This window comes from Vibrio sabulosilitoris (assembly GCF_055391395.1).
Genome location: NZ_AP029599.1, coordinates 1,330,741 through 1,355,098, shown reverse-complemented (window position 1 = coordinate 1,355,098; position 24,358 = coordinate 1,330,741). Strand labels below are relative to the sequence as shown.

The following is a 24,358-nucleotide window of genomic DNA, read 5'->3' as shown; positions in this document are numbered from 1 at the left end:
GGAAGAAAAAGGGTCTACCCGAGGGCTGAATGGGATTCAACCCTAGTGGGTAAGTTGCTACTCGTTGAATCGAATAATGTTCAACTCACAGCACGGTTTCAGCATTATCGCTGTTTTAGTCGGTAGATGATCCCCGGGTTACAGCGAACCATTTCAAAGCGGTCGGTCAGTCCAGTCAAAGACTCTGACGCGCCGAGCAACAGATAGCCACCCGGATTGAGACTTCCAGCAAGCTGATTCAATACCTGAGATTTCATCTCTGGTGAGAAGTAGATCAGCACATTACGACAGAAGATAATGTCAAACTTGCCTAGCAGAGCGTAGCTTTCCATCAGATTTTGCGGCCTAAAGGTCACCAAGCGCTGCACGGCGTCGTTGATTTTCATTCGCCCATCACCCACTTCCTCAAAGAAAGCTCTACGCCGCTCGTTAGACAATCCTCTTCCCAGCGCTAAGTTATCGTAAACACCCGCTTTGCAGATATCCAGCATGGTGGCAGAGATATCGGTAGCGGTGATCGAGACGTTGGGCAACAGACCCGGTCTGCGCTGGTTCATCTCCAGTACCGTCATCGCCATTGAGTATGGCTCTTGTCCTGATGAGCTCGCCGCTGACCAGATCTTAATCGGACGTTTGTTAGCCGCCATTTCTGGCAGCAGCTTATCGGCCAGCACCGCATAAGGGTAAGTATCGCGAAACCACAAGGTCTCATTGGTGGTCATGGCATCCACCGCAGCGATGCTAAGTTCACGATGGCGTCCGGCATTGACCATGGCGAGCAACTCTGACAGAGAGTTAAGCTGAAATTGAGTCACCAGGGGGCTCAATCGACTTCTCACTAGGTACTGCTTGCTGTCACCCAGAACGATGCCACATTGCGCCTCTAAAAAGCGGCAAAAGTCTCGATACTCTTGCTCGCCAATGGTTATTGTTGTCATTTTTAACTCTTAAACTATCAAAGCGGACTTAACTGCGTTACCCAATTCATCCGGATTGAACTTAGCAATAAAACAGTTTGCGCCAACACGCTCAACCATGGCTTGGTTGAATACCCCGCTCAATGACGAGTGCAGAATCATATACAAATCTTTGAGATCCGGGTTGCGACGAATCTCTGCCGTTAGGGTGTAGCCATCCATTTCCGGCATCTCGATGTCGGAGATCACCAGTGAAAGCTGTTCGCTGATCGGCCCTTTTTCCAACATTTCCTGCAGTACTCGATAGGCCTCTTTGCCGTCTTTAGCCGCGACTACCTCAAAACCAATCGACTCGATGGCTCTTTGCACCTGCTTACGCGCAACCGTCGAGTCATCAACGATCAGAATTCGACGCACGATCTCTTTGTCGGTTTTGGCTTCAACCTGAGCGATTTCTTGGCTAATATTCTCATCCATCGCCTCATTGACTGGGACGATTTCTGCTAGGACCTTCTCCAGGTCAAGGATCTCAACCAAGTCATCATCAATATTAGTTACTGCGGTCAAGTAATTTGACTTACCAGTGCCCTCTGGTGGAGGGAGAATCGACTCCCAGTGCATATTAATAATACGCTCGACCGATGAGACCAAGAAGCCCTGCACAGTACGGTTGAACTCAGAGATGATCACAAAACATTTATCGATATCCGTTGTCGGGCGGCCGCCAATCGCTAGGCTCAAATCAATCACAGAGATAGTCTGACCGCGAATATGAGCGATGCCCTTAACCAATGAATTGAGATTCGGCATCCGGGTCAACTGTGGACACTGTAGCACCTCTTTTACCTTAAAAACGTTAATCCCGTAACGCTGACTTCCCATTAGGCGGAAGGTCAGTAGCTCTAGGCGATTCTGCCCAACTAGCTGGGTGCGCTGGTTAACCGTATCTAAAACGCCGGTCATAAGCTCTTCTCCATCTCAAATCACATAAATATCGGTTTTGTACTGCAGACTAGGATCGAACCTTATGAAGCAGAGTGATATATTCTATTCATATCCACTAGTCAGTACCATCTTTATGTGTAGAAAATTAGTTAACTGTGTTTACATTTTTATCGGTATTTTTGTTTCCTTCTTTAGCTTTTTTTCTCAAGCAGCAACACCTGAGCAAATTGAGCTAATTCAACAAGCTGCGCAAGAATTTGTCCTCGATTCTGTCCCCCCTCCGGCAACGGGAACTATAGAAGCGAGAGCAGGCAATATCGATTCAAGGGTGTTTGCTACCGATTGTCCAACTGAGCTCGTCACATCCTCATCAAGCTCGCGTACCAGCTCCAATATGACGGTGCTGGTTGAGTGCCCACAAGATAACTGGCGTCTTTATGTGCCCGTGCGTGTGGTCACCACAGGCCCGCAAGTGGCAGCGCTGGCAGGATTACCTCGAGGCCACCTGATCACCGCGAGTGATGTCACACTCGCCTACGTCGATATCAACCGCTCACGTCGTCAGGGCTTTACTGATATCAACCAAGTCGTAGGCTCAAAGGTGAAGCGGACTATTCGTACCGGCAGTACCATTGAGCGGGGTGACGTGTGTGTGGTTTGCCGCAATGAAGAAGTAATGATCAAAGCCGAGCGGAACGGGATGACCATCACCACAAAAGGCACAGCTCTGTCCGATGGCTCGGTTGGTGAACAAATCCGAGTGAAAAATAACAAATCCAATCGTATAATCGACGCAAGCGTGAGTGGAATCGGTGAAGTTTCGGTTCAGTTTTAGCGCCTCGGGTCGATAACACGTACAGTCTTGGCCCAAAAGTCAGTCGCAACCTAAAAGTTGCCACAATAAAAGTGAAAATAATTGCTAAAGTTTCGCTCGCTCGCGCCGATAGCCGTGGGTAGATAGGTTTCCATTTATATAAGGCTCTGATATGGCAGGTATCGATAACATCCGCACGGGTCACACCATGACGTCCACCACTCGTGGTGCGCAGCGCTCTGACTCGTCTACAGCCTCAACACAAAACACCACTGCGCGCAGTAGCAACCAGGACTCCGTGTCACTCAGTCAGCAGGGTAAAGATATTGGCGCAATGCACTCGCAGATGGCGTCATCACCAAGCTTTGATAGTGCCAAAGTGGCTGCGATTAAAGAAGCGATTGCCAATGGCTCATACACCGTCGACCCTGAAAAACTGGCCGACAATATGATTAAATTTGAACAGGAGCTTGGTGGGTTCTAACCACCGACTCGTGGAATCAGTAAGTTAGACTGCTATGGCCTCACTGATCAGCTTGGTTGAATTTCAGATAAAAAATGCCAATGACCTCAAAGCGTTGTTGGTTGATGAACGCAGCGCGATCTCTTCACGTATTGCCGCTGACATAGAGCGCTTGGCAAAGGGCAAGCTCACCCTAATTGAACAGATCAAACTGACCGATGAGCGGATCGCAAAACACCCGGACGTCGCAACGCTCAAGCAGGATGGAAACCTTATTGGCTTAGTTGCTCAGATCAATCAAACCATGGCGGTCTGCCAACAAGAGAATAGCCTAAATGGCCAAGCGCTTGACCGAGCCCAACTGAGCTACAACCGCCTGAATAATTTGATGCAAAAAAGCCAAGGTAAGGTTGGAATGACCTACAATGCCGAGGGGCATACCCACACGCTGTCCACGCTTGGTACTAGCCTTAAGGCCTAGGTAGAGAATCGAATAGAAAACGGCGCTCATCCTGGTGATAGGCGCCGTTTTTGTTTGAGAAGAAGATTAAAATAACGTTTGTGCTCTTTGCTCTGGTACTTTTTGTACTTCGCCATAGCTACGCAGCATATCCATTTTTTCGACATCGAGGCGCAACTCCGTCACATAGCTGTCCCCAACCTTATAACTGCGTACCACTTCTGCCCCACGGATCACCCCATCGACATAACCTGATGTGGTTTCGGTACCAAGTTTCTGGTCCGTCAAACTCGCTCGAGCACTAACGCGCAACCCGTAGACCTGCTCAGCAAGCTCACGATAAGCGTCAATCTTGGATGCGCGCATCGCTCGTACCTGCCTCTCTTCGACCTCACTGCCTGATTGCTCGCTGATGCTGGCATAACCGACGGCCGTCAGGTAACTATCGTCGTACATGGGAGTCAATGGCTGACAACCAACCATTAAAATCGCAACTAAAACTATCAGTAATCTGCGCACCACACTCTCCTAGGGTCTCAAAATGACAGTATAAGGTTGGTTCATCGTCGGATCAGAACGGATTAACACACCATCCTGACTACGAATCGACTGTAGGGTATCGAGATCTCGCCCAATTCGGTCAGCGGGTAAAAACGCCTGTGCAGAGGCCACCACAATGCGAGACTGCATCCCGACAACGCGTGCGTTGACGATCACCCCACCCTCCTGCCTGAGCATGGTGCCGGTCAGCACATATTTCACCTCTTGCTCGTGGGCAAGATCTTTCCAATCACGACTAACGGCAAAGTCGCCCTGGTTGGTGACTTGGATATTACCTGTGGTCTTAAAATCAACGATCTTGAATCCACGGCGCTGGAATTGGTGGATAAAGCCCTCAGAAACTGAATTACCCAACCAGTTAGTGGTGTCCATATCCTGCAGGTCAACAAAGGATGTGACCGCCAATGGCGTGCGAGCAGTTACGCTGGTGTTCGATTGCACTAGGTCTTCCGTCATCGCCTCAATAAAGAAGTCCAAGGTATGACGTGGGCTGTCCATCAACATAAATTGTGAGCCAGTGTATGGCTCTTTACCGTTATAAATCGGTGCGTAGGCACATGCTGTCAAAAGGACCGCTGGCGCTAGCAACAACCAATTTTTCATCTCTCTTCTCTCCTGTTCTTTATACCCAAGTAACCTCAAGGTACAACCAAGACGGTCGCTTGGATATCATCAGCTAAAAAGCTGGAACGCTCTTTGCTTTACTAACGCCACTGCTTAATGTTAATGCCGCTGCTGATGAACTCTCTGCAATAGCAAAAGCAAATTCTATACCAACAAAAGAAGTTGCCATGAAAAAGAACTTTACTACATTGCTTTCCTTACTGTGCCTATGGGCCTTCACTCATCCAGTATTTGCTGCCTGGTTTGAGGTCACCGGGAGCGCGACGGTCACCTCTACCAATGATATCGCGAAGGTCGAAGCGCTTGAGGACGCGCTCTATCATGCGATTAGCTTTGCCGGCGGAGATATTGGAGCCATCAGTAACCTGGCCCCCCTTTTGGAAAGCAATCGTAAGCAGTACCATTTTTCTGGCCATGAGGTGCGTGAGATCGTGGTCGAGCAACAGCGCGTGTCAGGCGGCATAATGCGCGTCAAAGCAAAGATTGATATCTATCCTACGGCAACCAGTTGCCGTCAGGACCAATACAAAAAATCCTTTTTAGTCAGCCATTTTGACATTAACAATCGCCAGCAAGCGGTGATGGGCCAGGTTTACCAACTTGGCGAAGACTTCTCGGACGTACTCAGCCGTCAGTTACAACATGAGTCGGCAAGCTTTGTCTCACTCGGCACCACGCCCTATGAGTTGGGACGTGCTTTTCCACAGCGAACCCAGATGATCGCCGAGGACACCGGCGCTCACTATATTATCACCGGAGCCATCACCGACTTGACGGCAACCGTCGAAGAGCAGCGTCGACAAGATGATCTGACCAATCGCCAGTTCGCGTTTGAAATGCAAGTCTTTGATGGCAAGACCGGGCATGAAATTTTTAATCGCAACTACCGCCAAGTCGCACGTTGGCCATTCGCCCGAACCAGCCAAGTCGATACTACTAGTGCTCGCTTTTGGGCGTCTACCTATGGCGATATGCTGCTGCGTCTGAGCCGCAATATCATGCTTGACCTCGAGTCGGAGTTCGCCTGTAAGATCACCCTGCCGCAGGTCATCGCCAAATTCGGCCATAGCCTCACTATCGACCTCGGCCGTGTGCACGGTGTCGAGCGCGGCGATAAACTTCAGCTATGGCATACCAGCTCATTCATCGATCAAAACGGCCTGCCACGCAATAAGGTCAGCAAGAGTGATATTACGGCCACAGTAAATCGCGTCTATGAACAAGAAGCCGAGGTCACAATTGACCAGCCCGATCTAGCCGGTGCGATTCAGATTGGGGATGTTATGCATAAGAACTAGAATCGAGAGGCGAGAAACGAGAGGAATAACACGCGTGGTCAGACCCTCGTCTCTCGCAGCGTAGCGATCTCGCTTCTCGCCTCTTCCCGAAAGGGAAATGATTATTGTTCAACCTCATACTCAAACTCAGGGACGATGATCTCAACAAAGCGGTTTTTACTGCGCCCCTCTGGAGTGCTTTCATCGTATTCGAGATCGGATTCTCCGACGCCATAAGCGGTAATGCGATCTTCAGCAATGCCACGCTCTACCAAAGCATCGGCAACGGCATTGGCACGTTTTTCAGAGAGCTGCTGGTTGTAATCTGCAGCGCCTGAACTGTCAGTGTGACCTACCAGCTCAACCTGCGCCTGAGGGTACTGGGTCAGAAACGCCGCTAATTTATCAAGGTCAGCTTGTGCCTGAAGTGTAAGTTCAGCGCTGTTTAAGGCGAAAGTCTCTTCACCCAGTTTTGTGGTCTGATACTTCATGGTTTGAACCTGTGGCTCAGGTACCGGCTCCGGTAGTTGTTCCGGTACAGGCTCCGCCACCATGGCTGGCTCGGATGCGCCAAACTTATACAGCACACCGAGTGTGGCACTGTTGCCTTTGGCACGCACGATATCGTTATTTATGTCTGTGAGTGTTTGATACTCAAGACGCACCGCGATCTTCTCATGAGGTTTCATTTCTACCCCAGCCGCTGCAAGATAAGACCAGTCATTTTCATCACCGTACTCGACATACGCCCCACCAAGCTTGGCATAGACTCCAAATAGGTGGTTAATGGGGTAAGAAAGCTTTGGTGCGAGTGTCCATGCGGCAACAAGATCGTCATTCAGACCCGCAGGCGTTGTTGTGTGATCGCCAAGGTTATCGTAACCAAACTCTACGCCGAGGTAGTCAAGGAAGTCGTAACCGACAAATACCCCAAAGTGATTGGCCTCATCGTCACAATTTGGTGTGCTTGATAGGCAAGCATCATCCAGCCATGATTTACCCGCTTTTGCGCCAAGGTAGAACTCCGCCAATGCTGGCTGCGATGAGAGCAACACCGCTGCGGAAATGGCCACTGCAATCTTCTTCATTATCTACTTCCTTCTTTGTTGTATGAAACAGGCTTCATTGGAAGTATAGAACGTGGTTTTTGACTTGCTGGTTTTCAGCAATTATTTCTCCTGTAAAACTAGGGCGTTACAGCCAAGGTGCCTCAAAACCGAGACTTTAGAGCGGGTACACTGCGTTCCGAGGGGCGGGGTTCGGGGACACTTCGTTACGAGGATCCGCGCTGATAGCTCTCGGCATGCTTTGAGTATTACGACCAACGCAAAGCAAGCAAAGCCTCGCTTCTCGCCTCTCGCAACAGCGCGATCTCGCCTCTTCCCTCCGGGAATAAAAAAACCGCAGCGAAAGGCTGCGGCTTTTCTTATTCCCGGAGGGAAAGATTACGCATTGGCTTCGCGCTCGGCGATAAAAGCCAGTGCCATCTTAATGCGCGCCGTCACGCGCTCTTTGCCGATAAGCGCCATCACTGCATCTACCGATGGTGATTGACCGCCACCAGTCACCGCGACACGCAGTGGCATGCCGATCTTACCCATGCCAATCTCAAGCTCTTCACATACGCTAGCAATCACGTCTTGCTTAATCGCCTCAGTCGTCCACTCAGTCAGTGCCTCAACCTTAGCAAGTGCCAACTCAAGTGGTGCTTTAGCCACACCGCGTAGGTGTTTCTTCGCAGCGCCTGCTTCAAACTCAGCAAAGTCTTCGTAGAAGTAGCGGATCTGCTCAGCCAGCTCGACCAAGGTGTTGCAACGTTCGCCTACTAGCGTGATCACCTCAGTGATCGCTGGGCCGTTTTCAATGTTGAGGTTTTGTTTGTCTAGGTGCCACTGCAGATGCTCAGCAACGTACTCAGGCGCTGATGTCTTGATGTAATGGTTGTTCAGCCACAATAGCTTTTCAGTGTTGAATGCCGAAGCTGATTTTGAGATCGCATCTAGGGTGAATAGGTTAATCATCTCTTCTTGAGAGAAGATCTCTTGGTCACCGTGAGACCAACCTAGACGAACTAGGTAGTTGTTTAGCGCGTTTGGCAAGTAGCCCTCATCGCGGTATTGCATCACCGATACAGCGCCATGACGCTTTGATAGTTTCGCACCATCATCACCCAGGATCATTGCACAGTGAGCAAATGTCGGTACGGGTGCGCCCAGCGCTTCATAGATGTTGATCTGACGTGGGGTGTTATTGATGTGGTCTTCACCACGCACAACATGGGTAATACCCATATCCCAGTCGTCCACAACCACCACAAAGTTGTAGGTCGGTGAGCCATCGGTACGGCGAATGATCAGGTCATCCAGTTGGTCGTTGCCAATCTCAATGCGGCCACGGATCTGGTCATCAAAAACTACGCTGCCCTGTTTCGGGTTACGGAAGCGCACAACACATGGGTCGCCGTCTTTCGCTGCTGCATTTGCCGCGACAACCTTCGGGTGATTCGCGTCATAGCGTGGCATCTCTTTTGCGGCTTCTTGCTCTGCACGGATCTCGTCAAGCAGCTCTTTTGATGCGTAGCAGTGGTACGCTTTGTCCTCAGCAAGCAACTTGTCAACCATCTCGTTATAACGGTCAAAGCGCTTAGATTGGAAGTAAGGACCTTCGTTCCACTCAAGACCCATCCACTGCATACCTTCAAGGATCGCGTCTACCGCTTCCTGAGAGTTACGCTCTAAATCAGTATCCTCGATACGAAGAACGAATTCACCACCTTGGTTTTTTGCATACAACCAAGAGTAAAGTGCGGTGCGCGCACCACCGACGTGAAGGTAGCCGGTAGGGCTAGGAGCAAAACGAGTTTTAACCGTCATGATTTAGTTACCTTTTTTATAGACTTCGCCATGAATTTAGCTTCAGCCAAACTTTGCCGCGTATTCTAGCACTCAGACAATAGCCTCGACAACGTGACCTTAGTGCTTTGCAAAGTAAAAAGTTGAATTTAGGGTTTGACCTTGCCCTTGAGGTAAGGTTTACCATCAAGGAAGTTCAGTTTGACCCACACAAGGTAGGGAAGCATGCAAGAGCACACGGCGCAGTATCAAATGCCAATTCAAGGGGCGCGTTGTCAGGGGTGTGTGAACAAGATTCGCACTGGTTTAGCTACATTGGATAATACCGAGATACTCCAGCTAAACCGCGAGCAACTAGAGATTGCCACCGTACATACCCTTAGCCAGTTGCTCAACGCCATTGCGCCACATACCCATGCGCAACTGGGTTATCAGCACCACCTTAGCCTCAGCGGTCTTAACTGCGGCCGCTGCGTCGCCAAACTCAAGTCCGTGCTGGAAGAGAGCCCGGCACATGCTCAAATCGAGGTATCAACCACAGAGTTGACGCTCGTTTCTGCACTCCCTATCGAAGATATCATTGCCATCGTCGTGGATTGTGGTTATTCGGCACACCCGTTTGAAGTGAGTTCAGAGACCAAAGTCGAGACTGAGTCTCTGGATCCGAATGAGCCATCGTTATCACAGCCCTCAAAATCGTGTGACACGCTATCGAATGCCAGCGTGAGTGAAAACCCTATACCTGGAGATATCGCACCAGCGAGTGCTGTCCCTACTAATTTGCTTATTGGCGGGATGACCTGTGCCAGTTGCGTGCGCTCTGTAGAGCAAGCGCTGCTCAGTGTTGACGGCGTAGAAAAGGCGCAGGTTAATCTGGCAGAGCAATCGGCCCAAGTTTGGCTAACACCAAAAGGTGATCTGCAACTGCTGGTTGATAGCGTAAACAGGGCGGGTTATCAGGCAAACATACTCGACTCCCACGCAGCTCAATCGCTCGACGACCTCGTCGAAAGCCAAGTTCGCCAGCATAAACGCAGCGCGATTGAAGGACTTGCCGTTGGCGCTCCCCTAATGCTGTGGGGTGTGCTTGGGGGTAATATGATGATCCGCAATAGCCAAGATCAATGGCTGTGGGGAGCGATTGGCCTGATGTGTTTATGGCTACTATGCAGCGCTGGCAAACACTTTTTTACTGGTGCTTGGGCAGGCCTTCGCCATCGTCGTGCAACAATGGATACCTTGGTTGCCCTTGGCACAGGCAGTGCCTGGCTATTCTCGATGTTGGTCGTGCTTACACCACAGCTCTTTCCTAATGCGGCGCGCCATGTCTATTTCGAAGCCACTGCGATGATCATTGGTCTTATCTCCCTTGGTCACTACATTGAGGCCAGAGCTAAAGTCAAAACCCGCGCCTCACTCAATGCCTTACTCAGCCTACAAGCCAAAACGGCTACCCTTGTCGTCGATAATCGTGAGCAGTCGATCGCTATTGAGAAGGTTACCGCTGGTATGCGCCTACGAGTCAAGCCAGGCGAGCAGTTCCCAGTTGATGGAGACGTTGATGTTGGCACTTCTTACGTCGATGAGTCCATGCTGACTGGCGAGCCCTACCCTGTTCATAAAGAGTCAGGTGATAAAGTCTCGGCAGGGACCGTTAACCAAGACGGCAGTTTAGAGATCGTCGCCACCTCGATTGGCAGTGAGACTAAGCTAGCGCAAATCATTGACCTGGTACGTCAGGCGCAAAGCAGTAAACCACAGCTAGCAAGGTTAGCCGACAGCATCTCAGCAGTCTTTGTCCCTGTAGTGGTCGCAATTGCGTTGTTGGCCGGAGCGATTTGGTTATTAGCAGGTCCCACCCCGCAATGGAGCTACACCTTAGTCGTTGTCACCTCGGTTCTGATCATCGCTTGCCCGTGCGCTTTAGGGTTAGCCACGCCACTCTCGGTGACAGTCGGTATCGGCAAAGCCTCTGAACATGGCATCTTGATTAAGGATGCCGATGCCCTGCAGCAAGCCAGCCAAGTTAATACCGTCGTTTTCGACAAAACAGGCACGTTAACCGAGGGACGACCAAAGGTCGAGTCGGTGTCATTGCTAGTCAATGATGAAGCCGATACGCTCACTGCTATCGCATCACTCGAGTCACATTCCGAGCACCCTATCGCTAAAGCGATTGTCACCCACATCGCCGAGCAAGGTATTCAGGCCCAGGCAATCAGTGAGTTTGACAATCAACGCGGTAAAGGGGTGAGTGGTTACTACCAAGGAGATCTCTACCGCGCGCTATCGCCAAAGGCAGCCAGTGAACTTGAGGTCGATCTAGAGATCCTCAAGCCACAGCTTAACCAAGCCATGCATCGTGCTCAAACCGCGATTGTGATTACAAGGGAGCAACAAGCGATTGCCCTGATATGTCTCTCTGATCCACTTAAGCCTCAATCAGCGGCCACCATTGCTGCGCTGAGAGCGGCTGGGATTAACACTGTACTGTTAACCGGAGATAACCAAGCGGTGGCACAAGATATTGCCCAACGCCTATCAATCGATCATGTCGTCGCCGAGGTTCTCCCTGAGCAAAAAGCCGCCCATATCGAAGCGCTCAAGCAGCAAGGAAGCAAAGTGGCCATGATCGGCGATGGGATCAACGACGGCCCCGCGCTGGCGACTGCCGATGTGGGTATCGCTATGGCGACCGGAAGTGATGTCGCTATGGAGAGTGCCCAGGTGACACTGCTCAATAGTAATCCCGAGAGTGTGGTCACCACCATAGCGATAGCGAGGGCAACCTTGCGTAATATGAAGCAGAACCTGTTTGGCGCGTTTGTCTATAATACATTAGGTATTCCTGTGGCCGCCGGGATCCTTTATCCCTTCTTTGGCATCCTGCTCAGTCCCGTAGTAGCTGGGACAGCAATGGCGCTCTCGTCGATCACTGTCGTCACCAATGCCAACCGGCTACGCCATTTTTCACCCCCTGTCAGTCGCAAGGAGATGACACCATGACGCTATACCCAATGACTGTGCTGACCCTAGTCCTGCTCTCAAGTAGTGCGCTGGCGAGTAGCGTGACCAATCATAAGTCACCACACTGTGGCTGTTGTGGTGACTGGAGCAAGCACATGCAAGCCAATGGCTTTACCGTCGAGGAGCAACTGCATGACAACATGCTCACTATTAAGCAATCACTCGGCATCCAACCCAATATTGCCTCCTGCCATACCGCCGAAATCGATGGCTTTGTGTTCGAAGGCCATGTACCAGCAGCGGATATACAAGCGTTTCTCGCTAACCCGCCAAAGGGTGCGAGGGGCTTGGCCGTCCCCGGCATGCCACTTGGCTCGCCAGGCATGGAGCACAACGGCATTAAGCATGACTACGTGGTCTACATGTTTGACCAACAAGGCAATATGACTGAATACAATCGCTATGAAGGTAATCAGTAGCGGCCTATAATTGGGCAATCGGGGGAACGTCGTTGATTCCCCCATGATGGCATAATTATCAAAAGGCTAGGATCCATGTTAAAGCAACAACTCACGGCACTGCTGCTGTTTATCACCGGTTTCGCTTGTGCCGAGCCCCTCTACTGGCAAGCAACCAAAGGCGACCTCAGTTATACCTTAGTTGGCTCAGTACACGTAGGGAAGCCCTCCATGTACCCGCTACCTACTGCGCTTATCGACAAACTGTCGAAAGCCGACGGCCTTATCATTGAAACTAATACCTTAGACAGTCAAGGAGTGAGCTACCCTCGCACCACAGACAAAACCAGGGACCACCTCAGCCAAGCGCAGCTCAAAGAGCTAAAAGGCATTGCTCAAACCAGTGGCAGCAACTTCGAACAACTGATCATGCAGCCCCCTTGGAGTGTGGCAATGAATCTGCAAATGCACCAGCTCAACCAACTTGGCTACCAGCCAGAATACGGCGTTGACCTGCACTTTATGCAGCAAGCCATTGAGCGCAAGATCCCCATCTACGCTTTAGAATCGTTACAATTTCAAATCAACCTGATAAGCGGCCAGCCAAACGGCGGCGCCGAAATGCTGATTTCTCTACTCGATGAATACCCGCATATAGAGCAGATCACCGATTGTCTATTAAAAAGCTGGCAACAAGGTGATGAGCAGCAGCTTGATACCTTCGCCAAGCTCTCAGACATGTCGCCAGAGCTAGAGCAGGCCTTTATCCACCAGCGCAATCAAGCCTGGGCAGACATCCTCGACCAACGCACCCCACTTGAAGGCCAATCCCAACCCATCCAAGCCGGCAGCTATGTCGTCGTCGTAGGCAGCCTCCACCTAATCGGCAAAAATAATGTCCGTGAACTACTCGAAAAACGTGGATTTAGTATCGAACAAAGCTCAACGAGTGACGTTGCTGCTTGTAACTTTCTTTAAAAAAGGGGGGCGAGGTTCGAGTACGGGCTATCGCCCTACGGGGAGCGAGTGTTTTTTTAGAATCGAGAGGCGGGAGTCGAGAAGCGAGATTGATCTTCACGCGCTTTGAGCGCCTTAAAGGGTCAGCGAAGGTCGAAAACTATCAGCGCAGATCCTCGGAACGCAGTGTAACCCGCACCCTAGAGCCAGTTTTTAGAGGCGAGAAACGACGAAACCCTGCGGCATGCGCAGGGTTTCTGTAAGTGGTCGGTGAAGAGGGATTCGAACCCCCGACCCTCTGGTCCCAAACCAGATGCGCTACCAAACTGCGCTATTCACCGAGATATATCCGCTTGTGAGGTTAGCTTATGTGACGTTGTCGCCTCACCGGATGGATGCGTATAATACTGAGTTTCTTAGCGAGCGCAAGTCCTTTCGCATAAAAAAATAGCCCCCAACGCTCAACTGGTTACAAAAGCAACAAAATGTGATTCGACCCGCATTGCACCACATTGACAATACACACTCTATTAACAATTGATCTAGATCATCCACACATTCCACTCAAAGCGATAACTTACTCCTGTCTTCGCTACTTGGAGAGAGAAACATGCAACTGTGGCTTGCTGGAAATATGGCTTGACTTGCTGTTTGGCAACGCGATAGGACTTACTTTCATGTAGGTTTATTCGCCGCCTTCAGTTTGATGCTCTTTTACGGTGGTTTCTTTTTCTACAAGCTTTTGAACGACAAATCTCCTCACTAAGTTGCTTTGCCAACATTCACCCTGAATACCGCATAGCACCGGATTAGATCTTGTATCTAATCCGGTTTTTATTATCATTCTGGCTCGCATTTCGTATACTCGAGTAAACGAATTCTAAATGGATTATCAGCTATGAGTCACGATGATGATCTCCTGCTTTTTCAGCAGATGATGGGCGACGTCAAACCCATTCACCACGATACCGCCGAACACAAAAAGACCGTGCAAGTTACCGATGCCCAATTGGCCAAGCGTGAGGCTGCACAATGGCTTACAGAACAAGACCCTGAGTATTTGTCGCTTGATCATGCCCCAATGCTTAAACCTGAGGACATTATTGAGTTTAAGCGTGATGGCGTCCAAGAGGGCGTGTTCCGCAAACTGCGTCTGGGCAAATATCCAATCCAAGCGCGTCTAGACCTGCATCGTCGTACGCTTAAAGAAGGTCGCGATGAAGTGGTTAAGTTTCTTAAACAGTGCATTCGGATGGACATACGCACCGTGATTATCGTTCACGGACGCGGTGAGCGCTCCAACCCACCAGCTCTGATGAAAAGCTATGTCGCGAGTTGGCTAACACAAATCAAAGATGTTCAATGTGTCCACAGTACTCAGCGCTTTCATGGTGGTACTGGCGCGGTTTATGTGTTGTTGCGTAAAAGTGCAGACAAGAAAACTGAAAATCGTGAGCGTCACCAAAAACGGTTAGGTTAAGAGCCTCGCAGATGGTAAACTCTCGCCCCTCAATTTTTCTGAGCTGGGTCGCTCTCAACCAGAGTGGCCCCTCTAACACCGCCGTTGTGAAACGTTAGGAGCAACAACATGTCACAAGATAACGCCAAGCGTCTGAACAAATACATCAGCGAGACGGGCTTTTGCTCTCGTCGTGAAGCTGACAAACTGATCGAGCAAGGTCGGGTCACCATCAATGGTGCAAGGCCGGAGGTCGGCACCAAGGTGCTCCCTGGCGATGATATCTGTATTGATGGTAAACCCGTGCGCAGCAAACAGCGCCCGATCTACATCGCCCTTAATAAGCCAACCGGGATTACCTGTACCACCGAGCGTGATGTCCCGGGTAACATTGTCGACTTTGTTGGTTTAAATCAGCGTATTTTTCCTATCGGTCGCTTGGATAAACCCTCCGATGGTCTTATTTTCCTGACTAATGATGGTGATATCGTCAATAAGATCCTACGTGCGGGCAACAACCACGAGAAAGAGTACGTGGTACGTGTCGATAAGCCGATCACCCAAGCGTTTATCGACAAAATGTCCTCTGGCGTTGAGATCCTAGATACCGTTACCCTACCCTGCACCGTGACCAAAGAGACTAAATACTCATTCCGTATTGTGCTCACTCAAGGTCTGAACCGTCAGATCCGCCGTATGTGTGAGGCACTCGGCTATGAAGTGTTTAAGCTTCGCCGCGTGCGTATTATGAACATCAGTCTTGATGGGATCCCCAATGGCCAATGGCGCTATATGAGCGAGCAAGAGGTCGCGCAGATCCTTGCAATGTGCGAAGGCTCGGTTGGCACTGAAGAGGCCTCGAAGGTCGATGGTAAGGGTAAACGCATTCGTCGTGCGACTGATGCTAAGCTGTATGACAGCAGAGAAGAAAATCAGGAGTCGAAAGCGCGTCGTAACCAAAAGCCGCGTACCTTTAAAGGCCGCAATGCTGAAGAGTTTCGTCATGCTCCTAATTCAAAGCGTGGTCGCCATGGCTCTAATGAGGGCAATCGCAAGCGCCAAGACAGCTCGGCTGGCAACAGTCATGGTGTAAGCAAGGGCAAAACCTACTATAAACCAAGTGATAGCAGCGCTAGCAAGCCATCCAAGTCACGTCGCCCAGGTACACTTAGCCTTAAAAAGTAATCGAATGAAAAAAGGAGCCAAACGGCTCCTTTTTCTTCACCCAAGGGAATGTGCGATAGGTTTTACTTCGTACCGAAGATCTTATCACCCGCATCGCCAAGACCAGGAACAATATAGCCCTTGTCATTCAGTTTCTCATCAATGGCTGCTGTATATAGCTCAACCTCTGGGTGGGCTTTCTCAAGCGCAGCAATCCCTTCAGGCGCCGCGACCAGAACCAGCACTTTGATGTGCTTACAGCCTTTTTCTTTCAGTAGGTCGATGGTCGCGATCATCGAGCCACCCGTCGCGAGCATTGGGTCGACCACTAGCGCGATACGCTCATTGATGTGTGACGCTAGCTTGTTAAAGTAAGGCACGGGTTCAAGCGTCTCTTCGTCACGATAGATACCCACCACGCTGATACGTGCGCTTGGCATATGCTCAAGGACACCATCCATCATACCAAGACCAGCACGCAGGATAGGCACAACAGTGACTTTCTTACCCTTGATCTGCTCAACTTCTACCGGGCCACTCCAACCGTCAATAGTGACCTTTTCAGTCTCAAAATCGGCAGTTGCTTCATAGGTCAGAAGGCTACCAACCTCAGTGGCTAACTCACGAAAACGCTTTGTGCTGATGTCCCCCTCACGCATCAAACCAACTTTATGTTTAACAAGAGGGTGCTTAACTTCAACAACTTTCATTTTCTTCTCCGACTAATTGGGTAAACCCTGAGATTATAACCCGATTTCAGCAAAAAAGGGCAGGAATTAAGCACTTTAGCCATAACAGCAGCGACTCGTTTCAAAGCCGCGACAAAGCAAGTCATTGCGCTTGATATTGACACTCTCCTACCTATCGATCACTGAGCAGTAACCTCTTCTTCACTTCGTTTTGACAAGCGAATTGTCGACTTTTTTGCAATCATGCCATGGGTGGAAAAAACTTTGCGCAAACGTTTGCTCTTTAGGTTTAAGCGCTGTTAGAATAGCGCCGTTTTCACATCCAACTAACTACCGAGGATTTCTCCGTGAGTGGTAATAACACATCTCTTAGCTACAAAGACGCTGGTGTAGACATCGATGCGGGTAACGCATTAGTTGATCGTATTAAAGGTGCGGTAAAACGTACTCGTCGTCCTGAAGTCATGGGCGGCATTGGCGGCTTTGGTGCTCTTTGTGAGCTTCCAACCAAATACAAAGAGCCTGTTTTGGTATCGGGTACTGACGGCGTAGGCACAAAGCTTCGTCTAGCACTTGATCTAAACAAGCACGACACGATTGGTATCGACTTGGTAGCAATGTGTGTGAACGATCTTATCGTTCAAGGTGCCGAGCCACTATTCTTCCTAGATTACTACGCAACGGGCAAACTGGATGTTGATACCGCAGCAGACGTAGTCACAGGTATCGCTGATGGCTGTATCCAAGCGGGCTGTTCACTAATCGGTGGTGAAACCGCAGAAATGCCTGGCATGTACGAAGGTGATGACTACGATGTCGCTGGCTTCTGTGTTGGCGTGGTTGAAAAATCACAGGTTATTGATGGCTCAAAAGTCGCTGCTGGTGATGCACTGATCGCCGTTGGCTCTAGCGGTCCACACTCTAACGGTTACTCACTGATCCGTAAGGTACTGGAAGTATCTGGCGCAGATAAAGGTGAGATGCTAGAAGGTCGCACCATTGGTGAGCACCTACTAGAACCAACCAAAATCTACATTAAGTCGGCACTAAAGATGATTGAGCAGCACGATATCCATGCTATCTCACACATCACAGGTGGCGGCTTCTGGGAAAATATCCCGCGCGTACTTCCACAAGGCACTAAAGCTGTGGTTGACGGCAACAGCTGGGAGTGGCCTGCAATCTTCAAATGGCTACAAGAAAAAGGCAACGTTGAGACACACGAAATGTACCGCACATTCAACTGTGGTGTGGGTCTAATTGTTGCGCTACCGAAAGACCAAGCCGATGCAGCCGTTGAACTGCTCAAAGCGGAAGGCGAAAACGCTTGGGTTATCGGTGAGATTGCTTCTGCACAAGAAGGTGAAGAGCAAGTCGAGATCAACTAGGCATGAAAAGTATTGTTGTTTTAGTTTCAGGGAATGGTTCTAACTTGCAAGCGATTATTGATGCCTGCAAGACCAACATTAATGATGGCAAAGTTACCGCTGTTTTTTCAAACAAAGCAACAGCTTATGCCCTAGATAGAGCAAAGGCAGCCGCCGCGGCTGCCAACTTTCTCGACCCTGATGCCTTTGAGACTCGCGACGGATTCGATACCGAGTTGATGCGTCAAATCGATGAGTACAAGCCGGATCTGGTGATCTTGGCTGGCTACATGCGGATTCTAAGTGGCGAGTTTGTTCGCCACTATCTAGGTCGCATGATCAATATCCATCCTTCGCTACTGCCTAAATACCCGGGACTCAATACCTACCAGCGTGCTATTCACGCCGGTGATGAAGAGCACGGCACCAGTGTCCATTTTGTCACAGAGCAGCTCGATGGCGGCCCGGTGATCTTGCAGGCCAAGGTGCCTATCTTCGATGAAGACACCGTTGCCACGCTTACCGAGCGAGTCCAAACCCAAGAGCACAAGATCTACCCTATGGTCGCTAAGTGGTTTGTAGAGGACCGCCTGGAAATGCGCCAAGGTAAGGCCTTCCTCGATGGCGAGCAACTGGGCATTCACGGCTACGCTGCTGACTGATACCCCCTGTCGGGGGAGAGGCGAGATCGCTTCGCTGCGAGAATCGAGGGGGTGGGCGCTGAAGCACTACAACACTGCCCCCTATATTGTTACATCCTTACAATATTGACCAATCATTTTGAGATTCGAAAAGCGAGTACAGTACGCTTTGGATAGCGAGTAATTTATCACGCGCGACACCTCGCCTCTCGATTCTCGACTCTCGCTTCTGCTCTTAGGGCTTTGCAGCGGCAAACTCTACATCAACTAAATCCGCGCTATTACTATCAACCAGCTCGCCAAAATGGAACAAACCGAACTCGCCTGGCTTCATGCGCTGCCACTGTTCGTCGTCGGTCAATGGCTGGGTCGCAATCACAGACACCACATCATTGGGTGTGGTTTCTTCTTGGAAATTGATCGTCACCTCTTCATCAATCAGTGAGGCCTTACCAAACGGGGCGCGCCTGGTGATCCAATAGAGGTGGTTGGTGCAGAAGGTCATTAGGTATTCGCCGTTTGATAGCAGCATGTTGAACACACCGAGGTCGCGAAGCGGCCCACAACAGGTGGCGAGATAACGAAACACCTCTTCCATGCTCTGTGGTGGCTCAGGGAAACGCTGTTCCATCTGATTGAGCAGCCAACAAAAAGCCAGCTCACTGTCGGTTTGACCCACAGCACGGTGACGGCCCGTATCCAAGTGCTGATAGTCGCTCAGTTGACCATTGTGAGCAAACGTCCAGTAGTGTCCCCAAAGCTCACGAGTAAACGGGTGGGTGTTCTCTAGCTTGACGCCACCACGGTTGGCCTGACGAATATGGCTGATCACCGCGCAGCTCTTAATTGGGTAATTTTGTACCAACTCAGCAATCTTCGACTGACTGCTTGGCTTGGGGTCTTTGAAAGTACGAAAGCCCTTACCCTCGTAAAAGGTAATCCCCCAGCCATCACGATGCGGACCAGTATTGCCTCCCCGCTGCATCAAACCAGTAAAACTAAAACAGATATCCGTTGGCACATTGGCGCTCATCCCGAGCAATTCACACATTTTTTCCTACAACTCCTAATGCTTGTGGGCGCTTTCTCGCTTACGCCGCCATCTCTTTTTCGATCAATTGAATCACGATATGAATAATTTTGATGTGGATCTCTTGAATACGATCAGCGTAGCCAAAGTGCGGTACACGGATCTCAATGTCTGCTAAGCCCGCCATTGCACCACCATCTTTACCGGTTAAAGCAATCGTCTTCATCCCCTTGGCTTTTGCCGCCTCAATGGCTTTCAACACATTTGCTGAGTTGCCAGAGGTTGATAGACCAAACAGTACATCACCCCGGCGACCTACAGCTTCGACATAACGAGAAAACACGTAATCGTAGCCAAAATCGTTACTCACACATGAGAGGTGGCTCGGATCAGAGATCGCAATACCCGCATAACCTGGACGATTTTCACGGTAACGGCCCGTCAGCTCTTCGGCAAAGTGCATCGCATCACAGTGCGAGCCCCCATTACCGCAAGACAATACTTTACCATCTTGCTTAAATGCATCGGCAATCATCTTCGCTGCAGCCTCAATCTGAGCAATGTTGTGCTCGTCATCGAGGAACTGGTTGAGGACATCAGCAGCTTCAGTCAACTCACTTTTGATTAAGTCTTGGTACATAGGGCATCTCTTGCTGGTTATTTGTATTGGCCATCTTGGCTTGTATTTCGAGTTTACCCATTCAAATGGTCGTGTCGATAGCCGCGGTGAAAGAAACAGCAAATTCTTCACTACTTCGTGGCTTAGCGAGTATTTTTCAAACTTTCTTGTCGCCCTAGCCTTGCAGCAAAAACAAAGTGCGATCACTTTTCAACCTATTCATCCTTGATGAGAATGTTAATAGAATGTTTACTATAGTTACTGGTAAGACCAGCAACTACCGACAAATGACTCACTTGGCCTGAGTAAGGAAACCGTATGCTTGTGATACTCTCAATCATTGTTGTCCTCATCACCCTCGCCACGGCGCTCTACCACCGCCTATCTCTAAACAAAACGATTGCGCTGACAAGCATCGCGATGTTGCTTATGACGCTTGTTGGCTCACTGGGTGCCGTTAGTTGGTGGCTCTATCTTGTCTTGGTGGCACTTGCCTTGCTTCCCCCCCTGCGCTGGCAGCTTGGTTCGCGCAAAGCCCTAGCGTTTTTTCGCCAGGTGCAACCTCCAATGTCACAGACCGAAAAAGAAGCCCTCGATGCTGGCACTGTCTGGTGGGAGTCACAGTTATTTCGAGGCAAACCTGACTGGTCTCAACTCCAAGCCATCCCAACGCCAAAGCTGACTCAAGAGGAGCAAGCCTTTTTAGCGGGCCCTGTGCATAAAGTCTGCGCCATGGTCAACGACTTTGAAGTCACCCATGAACTGGCCGATTTACCCCCGGAGGTTTGGCAATACCTCAAAGAACATAAGTTCTTTGCCATGATCATCAAAAAACAATACGGAGGGTTAGAGTTTTCAGCCTACGCACAATCTTTGGTCTTGCAAAAGCTCAGCGGCGTATCGGCCGTGTTAGCCTCGACCGTTGGCGTGCCCAACTCCCTCGGCCCAGGGGAGTTGCTGCAACATTATGGCACCCAAGAGCAGAAGGACCACTACTTACCGAGGCTTGCAACCGGCCAGGAGATCCCCTGCTTTGCGTTGACCAGCCCAGAAGCCGGTTCCGATGCTGGCTCAATCCCAGATTACGGCATTGTCTGTCATGGCGAGTGGCAGGGCAGAGAGGTACTTGGCATGCGACTAACGTGGAACAAGCGCTATATTACGCTTGCCCCGATCGCGACCGTATTAGGCTTGGCCTTTAAACTGCGTGACCCTGATGGCTTGCTTGGCGACCAAGTCGAACTCGGGATTACTTGCGCGTTGATCCCAACCAACCTTGATGGCGTCGAGATCGGTCAGCGTCATTTTCCACTCAACATTCCATTTCAAAACGGGCCAACGCGCGCCAATGATCTGTTTGTCCCGCTCGACTTTATTATCGGCGGGCCGAAAATGGCCGGCCAAGGCTGGCGAATGCTAGTGGAATGCTTATCAGTGGGTCGCGGTATCACCCTGCCCTCGACCACTACCGGTGCGATCAAGATCGCCGCAATTGCCACCGGTGCCTACGCCCGTATCCGTCGTCAGTTTAAGCAGCCCATTGGTCACCTAGAGGGGATTGAAGCACCACTGGCACGCCTAGCTGGTAATGCCTATATGATGGATGCAGCGGGAACACTGACCGTTGCTGGGATTGACCTTGGGCAAAAGCCCTCAGTGGTATCGGCCATTGTTAAGTATCACTGTACACACCGTAGCCAGCAAGGCGCTATTGATGCAATGGACATCGCGGGCGGTAAGGGGATTTGTCTTGGCCCGGCGAACTTTCTCGCGCGCGGTTATCAAGGGGCCCCCATCAGTGTCACCGTCGAAGGGGCGAACATTCTCACCCGTTCAATGATCATCTATGGTCAAGGTGCAATTCGTTGCCATCCTTACCTACTCGATGAAATGGCCGCAGCGCACAGTCAAGCCGAGGATGCATTGGCTAAGTTTGACGCTGCGTTAATGGGGCATGTGGGCTTTGCGCTGAGTAATCTCGTGCGCAGCTTTTGGCTAAGCCTTATCGATGGTCGTGGCTCCGAAGCGCCATTTTCTGATCGTACCCAGCGCTACTATCAGCAACTCAATCGCTACAGTGCCAATCTTGCTCTGCTCTCAGACATCGCGATGCTTACCTTGGGTGGCTCGTTAAAGCGCAAAGAGCGTGTCTCCGCACGGCTTGGCGATATCCTCAGTCAACTGTACCTGTGCTCAGCCAGCTTGAAACGCTTTGATATGGAGGGTAGACCAGAGGCGGACCTGCCACTGCTCGCTTGGGGTATCCAAGATAGCCTACACCAAATTGAAATTGCCATTGATAAGTTGCTGGCTAACTTGCCAACTCCACTATTTGGCCGGCTGCTGCGCCCGATACTACTCCCATTTGGCCGAGTGCGCCGCCCACCAAGCGATCGACTTGAACATAAGGTGGCTCACCTCCTCCAGCACCCGAATCAAACCCGCGAGCGACTTGGTCGTTATCAGTACCTAGACCCGAGCGCGGATAACCCGGCAGGGAAAGTCAACGCCGCGCTGATGCTGATCCTAAAAGCTGAGCCGCTATTTAATAAAGTGTGTAAATCGCGTAACGAGCGCAGAGCTTTCATCGGCTTGGACCTTGTCGCTGAGCTGGGATTGAAGGATGGCATACTCAACCAGGAAGAGGCACAGCTGCTGCGTGAGGCTGAGGCTGCTCGCCTTGAGACCATCAATGTCGATGAGTTTGATCCGCAGGTACTGGCGACGGGAGTGCGTTCGCGACGTCTGATTGATGTCGCGTGATGGCGATAGGATAGTGTTTATTAGCCCAACAAGCTTGGCTACTACATTGATAGCCAAGCTTGGCTCATCGCCTGACTTAATATCAGTTGGGCAGTTCGATCTCCATCGCTTCATTTAAGCGGCGCCTTGCCTGATAGCGACGGGACACTAGCCAAACCATCAAGCCTAATCCTATCACAGCCACATTGCCGAACATCACCCAGATCATTGCACGCTGGCGGGCCTTAGCGCGAGTGTCCAACACCAGTTGCTGCTGACGCAACTTTTGCTGAGCTTCTAATTCCGCATCTTGTACTCGGCGCATTTCATCAAGATTGATACCCTCAATGATTGAGTAATTACGGGGTGCAAAGCGGAACGTCAACGGACGTTTGGTGGCCATATCAGTGGCAAAAATATCAGCACGCCATTGGTAGGTGCCGATAGCGCCAAGGTTGGGGATATCTAGGTCGAGGTGTGCAACATCCTCCGTAGCGGTAGCAGAGAAGTGACTAAGGTTTTCATCGGGATCGAGGTGTTCAACCTTAACCGCCAACGACCCTCGCTCGACCATTCCATTCTCACCATCAATGATCACGCGGTGTGGTTGTTCATTACTACGGGATTGCTGCAGCATCATCTCAACGGGACTTGGATAAACCAATACCTCTTGCTCTATCGCGCGCAAGAACACACCATTGCCCGAGGTAATTCGCGCGCGATACTTGCCCGGCTCTGGGGTAATAGGCAGTGCAACCGTAAAGCGCCCATCACCCGCGACTTCATCTAGCCCCTGTCCATCATCCGCAAACTCACCAATCACTTCTGGCAGCGGCTTGGCGAGATTGTCTAGGCTTTGTTCATTCTCAACATAGCGAGTAAACGTCACCCTCAGGTTCACACGATCTAAAAAGTCACGCTCAGTGACAGGCTCACCATTGGACGTCAGCTGAGCGGTGAATTTAATCTCTTCACCCTGATACAGTCGCGCGGGCAAGACATCCGCTTCAAGCGCAAGCTCAGAGATCAGCAGAACTTTGTTCTGTTGCGAGACCTTGCCCACTGCCTGCCAAGGCCCTGGCATTGGGTTGTCAATTGAGACAATATCCATCGCGGACTCTTTGTGCCAACGCACGCCGTCCTCTTGCTTCCAGGCGTAATATTTTCGACCATCCGGGCGCACCAAGACCACAGGTTGGGTCTGCGCCTCACGATAAACGACAAAGGTAATCTGTTCAATCGAGGGATCGACGCGAAAGCGGTTATCCAGCAGGGACACCGAACTGGTTGGATTCGCCAGGCCTAAACTGCTGAAAAAAAGACCCATCAAGGCAAAAATAGCCGCTCTCATA

Annotated in this window: 22 protein-coding genes, 1 tRNA gene and 1 pseudogene; 13 read left to right on the top strand and 11 right to left on the bottom strand. The window is 50.6% G+C overall.

Annotation, left to right across the window (positions count from 1 at the left end):
* Positions 1 to 104 precede the first annotated feature (104 nt).
* Both ACZ5R2_RS06380 and ACZ5R2_RS06375 read right to left on the bottom strand, forming a co-directional pair.
* Positions 105 to 938, bottom strand: a complete 834-nt coding sequence (locus tag ACZ5R2_RS06380) for a CheR family methyltransferase (RefSeq protein WP_464901500.1) — start codon at positions 936 to 938, stop codon at positions 105 to 107.
* A gap of 9 nt (positions 939 to 947) precedes the next feature.
* The gene (locus ACZ5R2_RS06375) at positions 948 to 1,880 is read right to left on the bottom strand and encodes a chemotaxis protein CheV (protein ID WP_464901499.1); all 933 of its coding nucleotides are present in this window, start codon (positions 1,878 to 1,880) and stop codon (positions 948 to 950) included.
* A 64-nt stretch (positions 1,881 to 1,944) separates the two neighbouring features.
* Between ACZ5R2_RS06375 and flgA the strand changes: the two genes are divergently transcribed.
* From flgA to ACZ5R2_RS06360, 3 genes are all read left to right on the top strand, one after another.
* Entirely contained in the window at positions 1,945 to 2,697 is a 753-nt protein-coding gene (gene flgA / locus ACZ5R2_RS06370) for a flagellar basal body P-ring formation chaperone FlgA (RefSeq protein ID WP_464919428.1), read from the top strand.
* Positions 2,698 to 2,848: 151 nt separating this feature from the next.
* A complete protein-coding gene (gene flgM, locus ACZ5R2_RS06365) occupies positions 2,849 to 3,160 on the top strand; it encodes a flagellar biosynthesis anti-sigma factor FlgM (protein ID WP_464901497.1) in 312 nt (103 codons plus the stop codon).
* Between the two features lie 34 nt (positions 3,161 to 3,194).
* Positions 3,195 to 3,620 carry a flagella synthesis protein FlgN gene (locus tag ACZ5R2_RS06360; RefSeq protein ID WP_464901496.1) on the top strand — a complete coding sequence of 142 codons (426 nt, stop codon included), beginning with the start codon at positions 3,195 to 3,197 and terminating at the stop codon, positions 3,618 to 3,620.
* A 66-nt stretch (positions 3,621 to 3,686) separates the two neighbouring features.
* Here ACZ5R2_RS06360 and flgP read toward each other — a convergent pair whose 3' ends face one another.
* Positions 3,687 to 4,082 (bottom strand): flagellar assembly lipoprotein FlgP, encoded by a 396-nt coding sequence (gene flgP / locus ACZ5R2_RS06355; RefSeq protein WP_464902320.1) that lies wholly within the window; start codon positions 4,080 to 4,082, stop codon positions 3,687 to 3,689.
* 45 nt (positions 4,083 to 4,127) lie between these two features.
* Positions 4,128 to 4,763 carry a FlgO family outer membrane protein gene (locus ACZ5R2_RS06350; protein ID WP_464901495.1) on the bottom strand — a complete coding sequence of 212 codons (636 nt, stop codon included), beginning with the start codon at positions 4,761 to 4,763 and terminating at the stop codon, positions 4,128 to 4,130.
* Between the two features lie 188 nt (positions 4,764 to 4,951).
* On the opposite strand from ACZ5R2_RS06350, the gene ACZ5R2_RS06345 reads away from it, so the two are divergent.
* Positions 4,952 to 6,082, top strand: a complete 1,131-nt coding sequence (locus ACZ5R2_RS06345) for a flagella assembly protein FlgT (RefSeq protein ID WP_464901494.1) — start codon at positions 4,952 to 4,954, stop codon at positions 6,080 to 6,082.
* Positions 6,083 to 6,183: 101 nt separating this feature from the next.
* Here ACZ5R2_RS06345 and ACZ5R2_RS06340 read toward each other — a convergent pair whose 3' ends face one another.
* Entirely contained in the window at positions 6,184 to 7,149 is a 966-nt protein-coding gene (locus ACZ5R2_RS06340; protein ID WP_464901493.1) for an outer membrane beta-barrel protein, read from the bottom strand.
* A gap of 357 nt (positions 7,150 to 7,506) precedes the next feature.
* Positions 7,507 to 8,934: a glutamate--tRNA ligase gene (gltX, locus tag ACZ5R2_RS06335; protein ID WP_464901492.1), complete on the bottom strand. Its 1,428-nt coding sequence runs from the start codon at positions 8,932 to 8,934 to the stop codon at positions 7,507 to 7,509.
* Between the two features lie 204 nt (positions 8,935 to 9,138).
* Between gltX and ACZ5R2_RS06330 the strand changes: the two genes are divergently transcribed.
* The 3 genes from ACZ5R2_RS06330 (at position 9,139) to ACZ5R2_RS06320 (ending at position 13,316) form a co-directional block, all read left to right on the top strand.
* Entirely contained in the window at positions 9,139 to 11,919 is a 2,781-nt protein-coding gene (locus ACZ5R2_RS06330) for a heavy metal translocating P-type ATPase (protein ID WP_464901491.1), read from the top strand.
* Positions 11,916 to 12,359: a DUF411 domain-containing protein gene (locus tag ACZ5R2_RS06325; RefSeq protein WP_464901490.1), complete on the top strand. Its 444-nt coding sequence runs from the start codon at positions 11,916 to 11,918 to the stop codon at positions 12,357 to 12,359. The genes ACZ5R2_RS06330 and ACZ5R2_RS06325 overlap by 4 nt, the downstream gene beginning before the upstream one ends.
* Before the next feature lie 75 nt (positions 12,360 to 12,434).
* Entirely contained in the window at positions 12,435 to 13,316 is an 882-nt protein-coding gene (locus ACZ5R2_RS06320; protein WP_464901489.1) for a TraB/GumN family protein, read from the top strand.
* Between the two features lie 243 nt (positions 13,317 to 13,559).
* Here the strand turns inward: ACZ5R2_RS06320 and ACZ5R2_RS06315 are convergent.
* A tRNA-Pro gene (locus tag ACZ5R2_RS06315) sits at positions 13,560 to 13,636 on the bottom strand.
* 285 nt (positions 13,637 to 13,921) lie between these two features.
* On the opposite strand from ACZ5R2_RS06315, the pseudogene ACZ5R2_RS06310 reads away from it, so the two are divergent.
* From ACZ5R2_RS06310 to rluF, 3 genes and pseudogenes are all read left to right on the top strand, one after another.
* Positions 13,922 to 14,061 (top strand): annotated as a pseudogene (locus ACZ5R2_RS06310) (DUF3149 domain-containing protein).
* 132 nt (positions 14,062 to 14,193) lie between these two features.
* Complete coding sequence (gene smrA, locus ACZ5R2_RS06305; RefSeq protein ID WP_464901488.1) at positions 14,194 to 14,775, top strand: DNA endonuclease SmrA; 582 nt, start codon at positions 14,194 to 14,196, stop codon at positions 14,773 to 14,775.
* 108 nt (positions 14,776 to 14,883) lie between these two features.
* Positions 14,884 to 15,939 (top strand): 23S rRNA pseudouridine(2604) synthase RluF, encoded by a 1,056-nt coding sequence (gene rluF, locus ACZ5R2_RS06300; protein ID WP_464901487.1) that lies wholly within the window; start codon positions 14,884 to 14,886, stop codon positions 15,937 to 15,939.
* Positions 15,940 to 16,001: 62 nt separating this feature from the next.
* Here the strand turns inward: rluF and upp are convergent, their stop codons facing one another.
* On the bottom strand, positions 16,002 to 16,628 hold the full coding sequence (gene upp / locus ACZ5R2_RS06295) for a uracil phosphoribosyltransferase (RefSeq protein WP_464901486.1): 627 nt from the start codon (positions 16,626 to 16,628) through the stop codon (positions 16,002 to 16,004).
* A gap of 326 nt (positions 16,629 to 16,954) precedes the next feature.
* Between upp and purM the strand changes: the two genes are divergently transcribed.
* Positions 16,955 to 17,995 carry a phosphoribosylformylglycinamidine cyclo-ligase gene (purM, locus tag ACZ5R2_RS06290; RefSeq protein WP_438458868.1) on the top strand — a complete coding sequence of 347 codons (1,041 nt, stop codon included), beginning with the start codon at positions 16,955 to 16,957 and terminating at the stop codon, positions 17,993 to 17,995.
* Positions 17,996 to 17,997: 2 nt separating this feature from the next.
* Positions 17,998 to 18,636, top strand: a complete 639-nt coding sequence (gene purN, locus ACZ5R2_RS06285; RefSeq protein WP_464901485.1) for a phosphoribosylglycinamide formyltransferase — start codon at positions 17,998 to 18,000, stop codon at positions 18,634 to 18,636.
* A 214-nt stretch (positions 18,637 to 18,850) separates the two neighbouring features.
* On the opposite strand, the gene ACZ5R2_RS06280 is transcribed toward purN, so the two are convergent.
* Both ACZ5R2_RS06280 and lpcA read right to left on the bottom strand, forming a co-directional pair.
* Positions 18,851 to 19,666 (bottom strand): class II glutamine amidotransferase, encoded by an 816-nt coding sequence (locus tag ACZ5R2_RS06280; RefSeq protein WP_464901484.1) that lies wholly within the window; start codon positions 19,664 to 19,666, stop codon positions 18,851 to 18,853.
* 40 nt (positions 19,667 to 19,706) lie between these two features.
* A complete protein-coding gene (gene lpcA, locus ACZ5R2_RS06275) occupies positions 19,707 to 20,285 on the bottom strand; it encodes a D-sedoheptulose 7-phosphate isomerase (protein WP_464901483.1) in 579 nt (192 codons plus the stop codon).
* Between the two features lie 297 nt (positions 20,286 to 20,582).
* Between lpcA and fadE the strand changes: the two genes are divergently transcribed.
* A complete protein-coding gene (fadE, locus tag ACZ5R2_RS06270) occupies positions 20,583 to 23,027 on the top strand; it encodes an acyl-CoA dehydrogenase FadE (RefSeq protein ID WP_464901482.1) in 2,445 nt (814 codons plus the stop codon).
* Between the two features lie 82 nt (positions 23,028 to 23,109).
* Here the strand turns inward: fadE and ACZ5R2_RS06265 are convergent, their stop codons facing one another.
* Positions 23,110 to 24,357, bottom strand: a complete 1,248-nt coding sequence (locus ACZ5R2_RS06265; protein ID WP_464901481.1) for a TIGR03503 family protein — start codon at positions 24,355 to 24,357, stop codon at positions 23,110 to 23,112.
* Position 24,358: the final 1 nt, after the last annotated feature.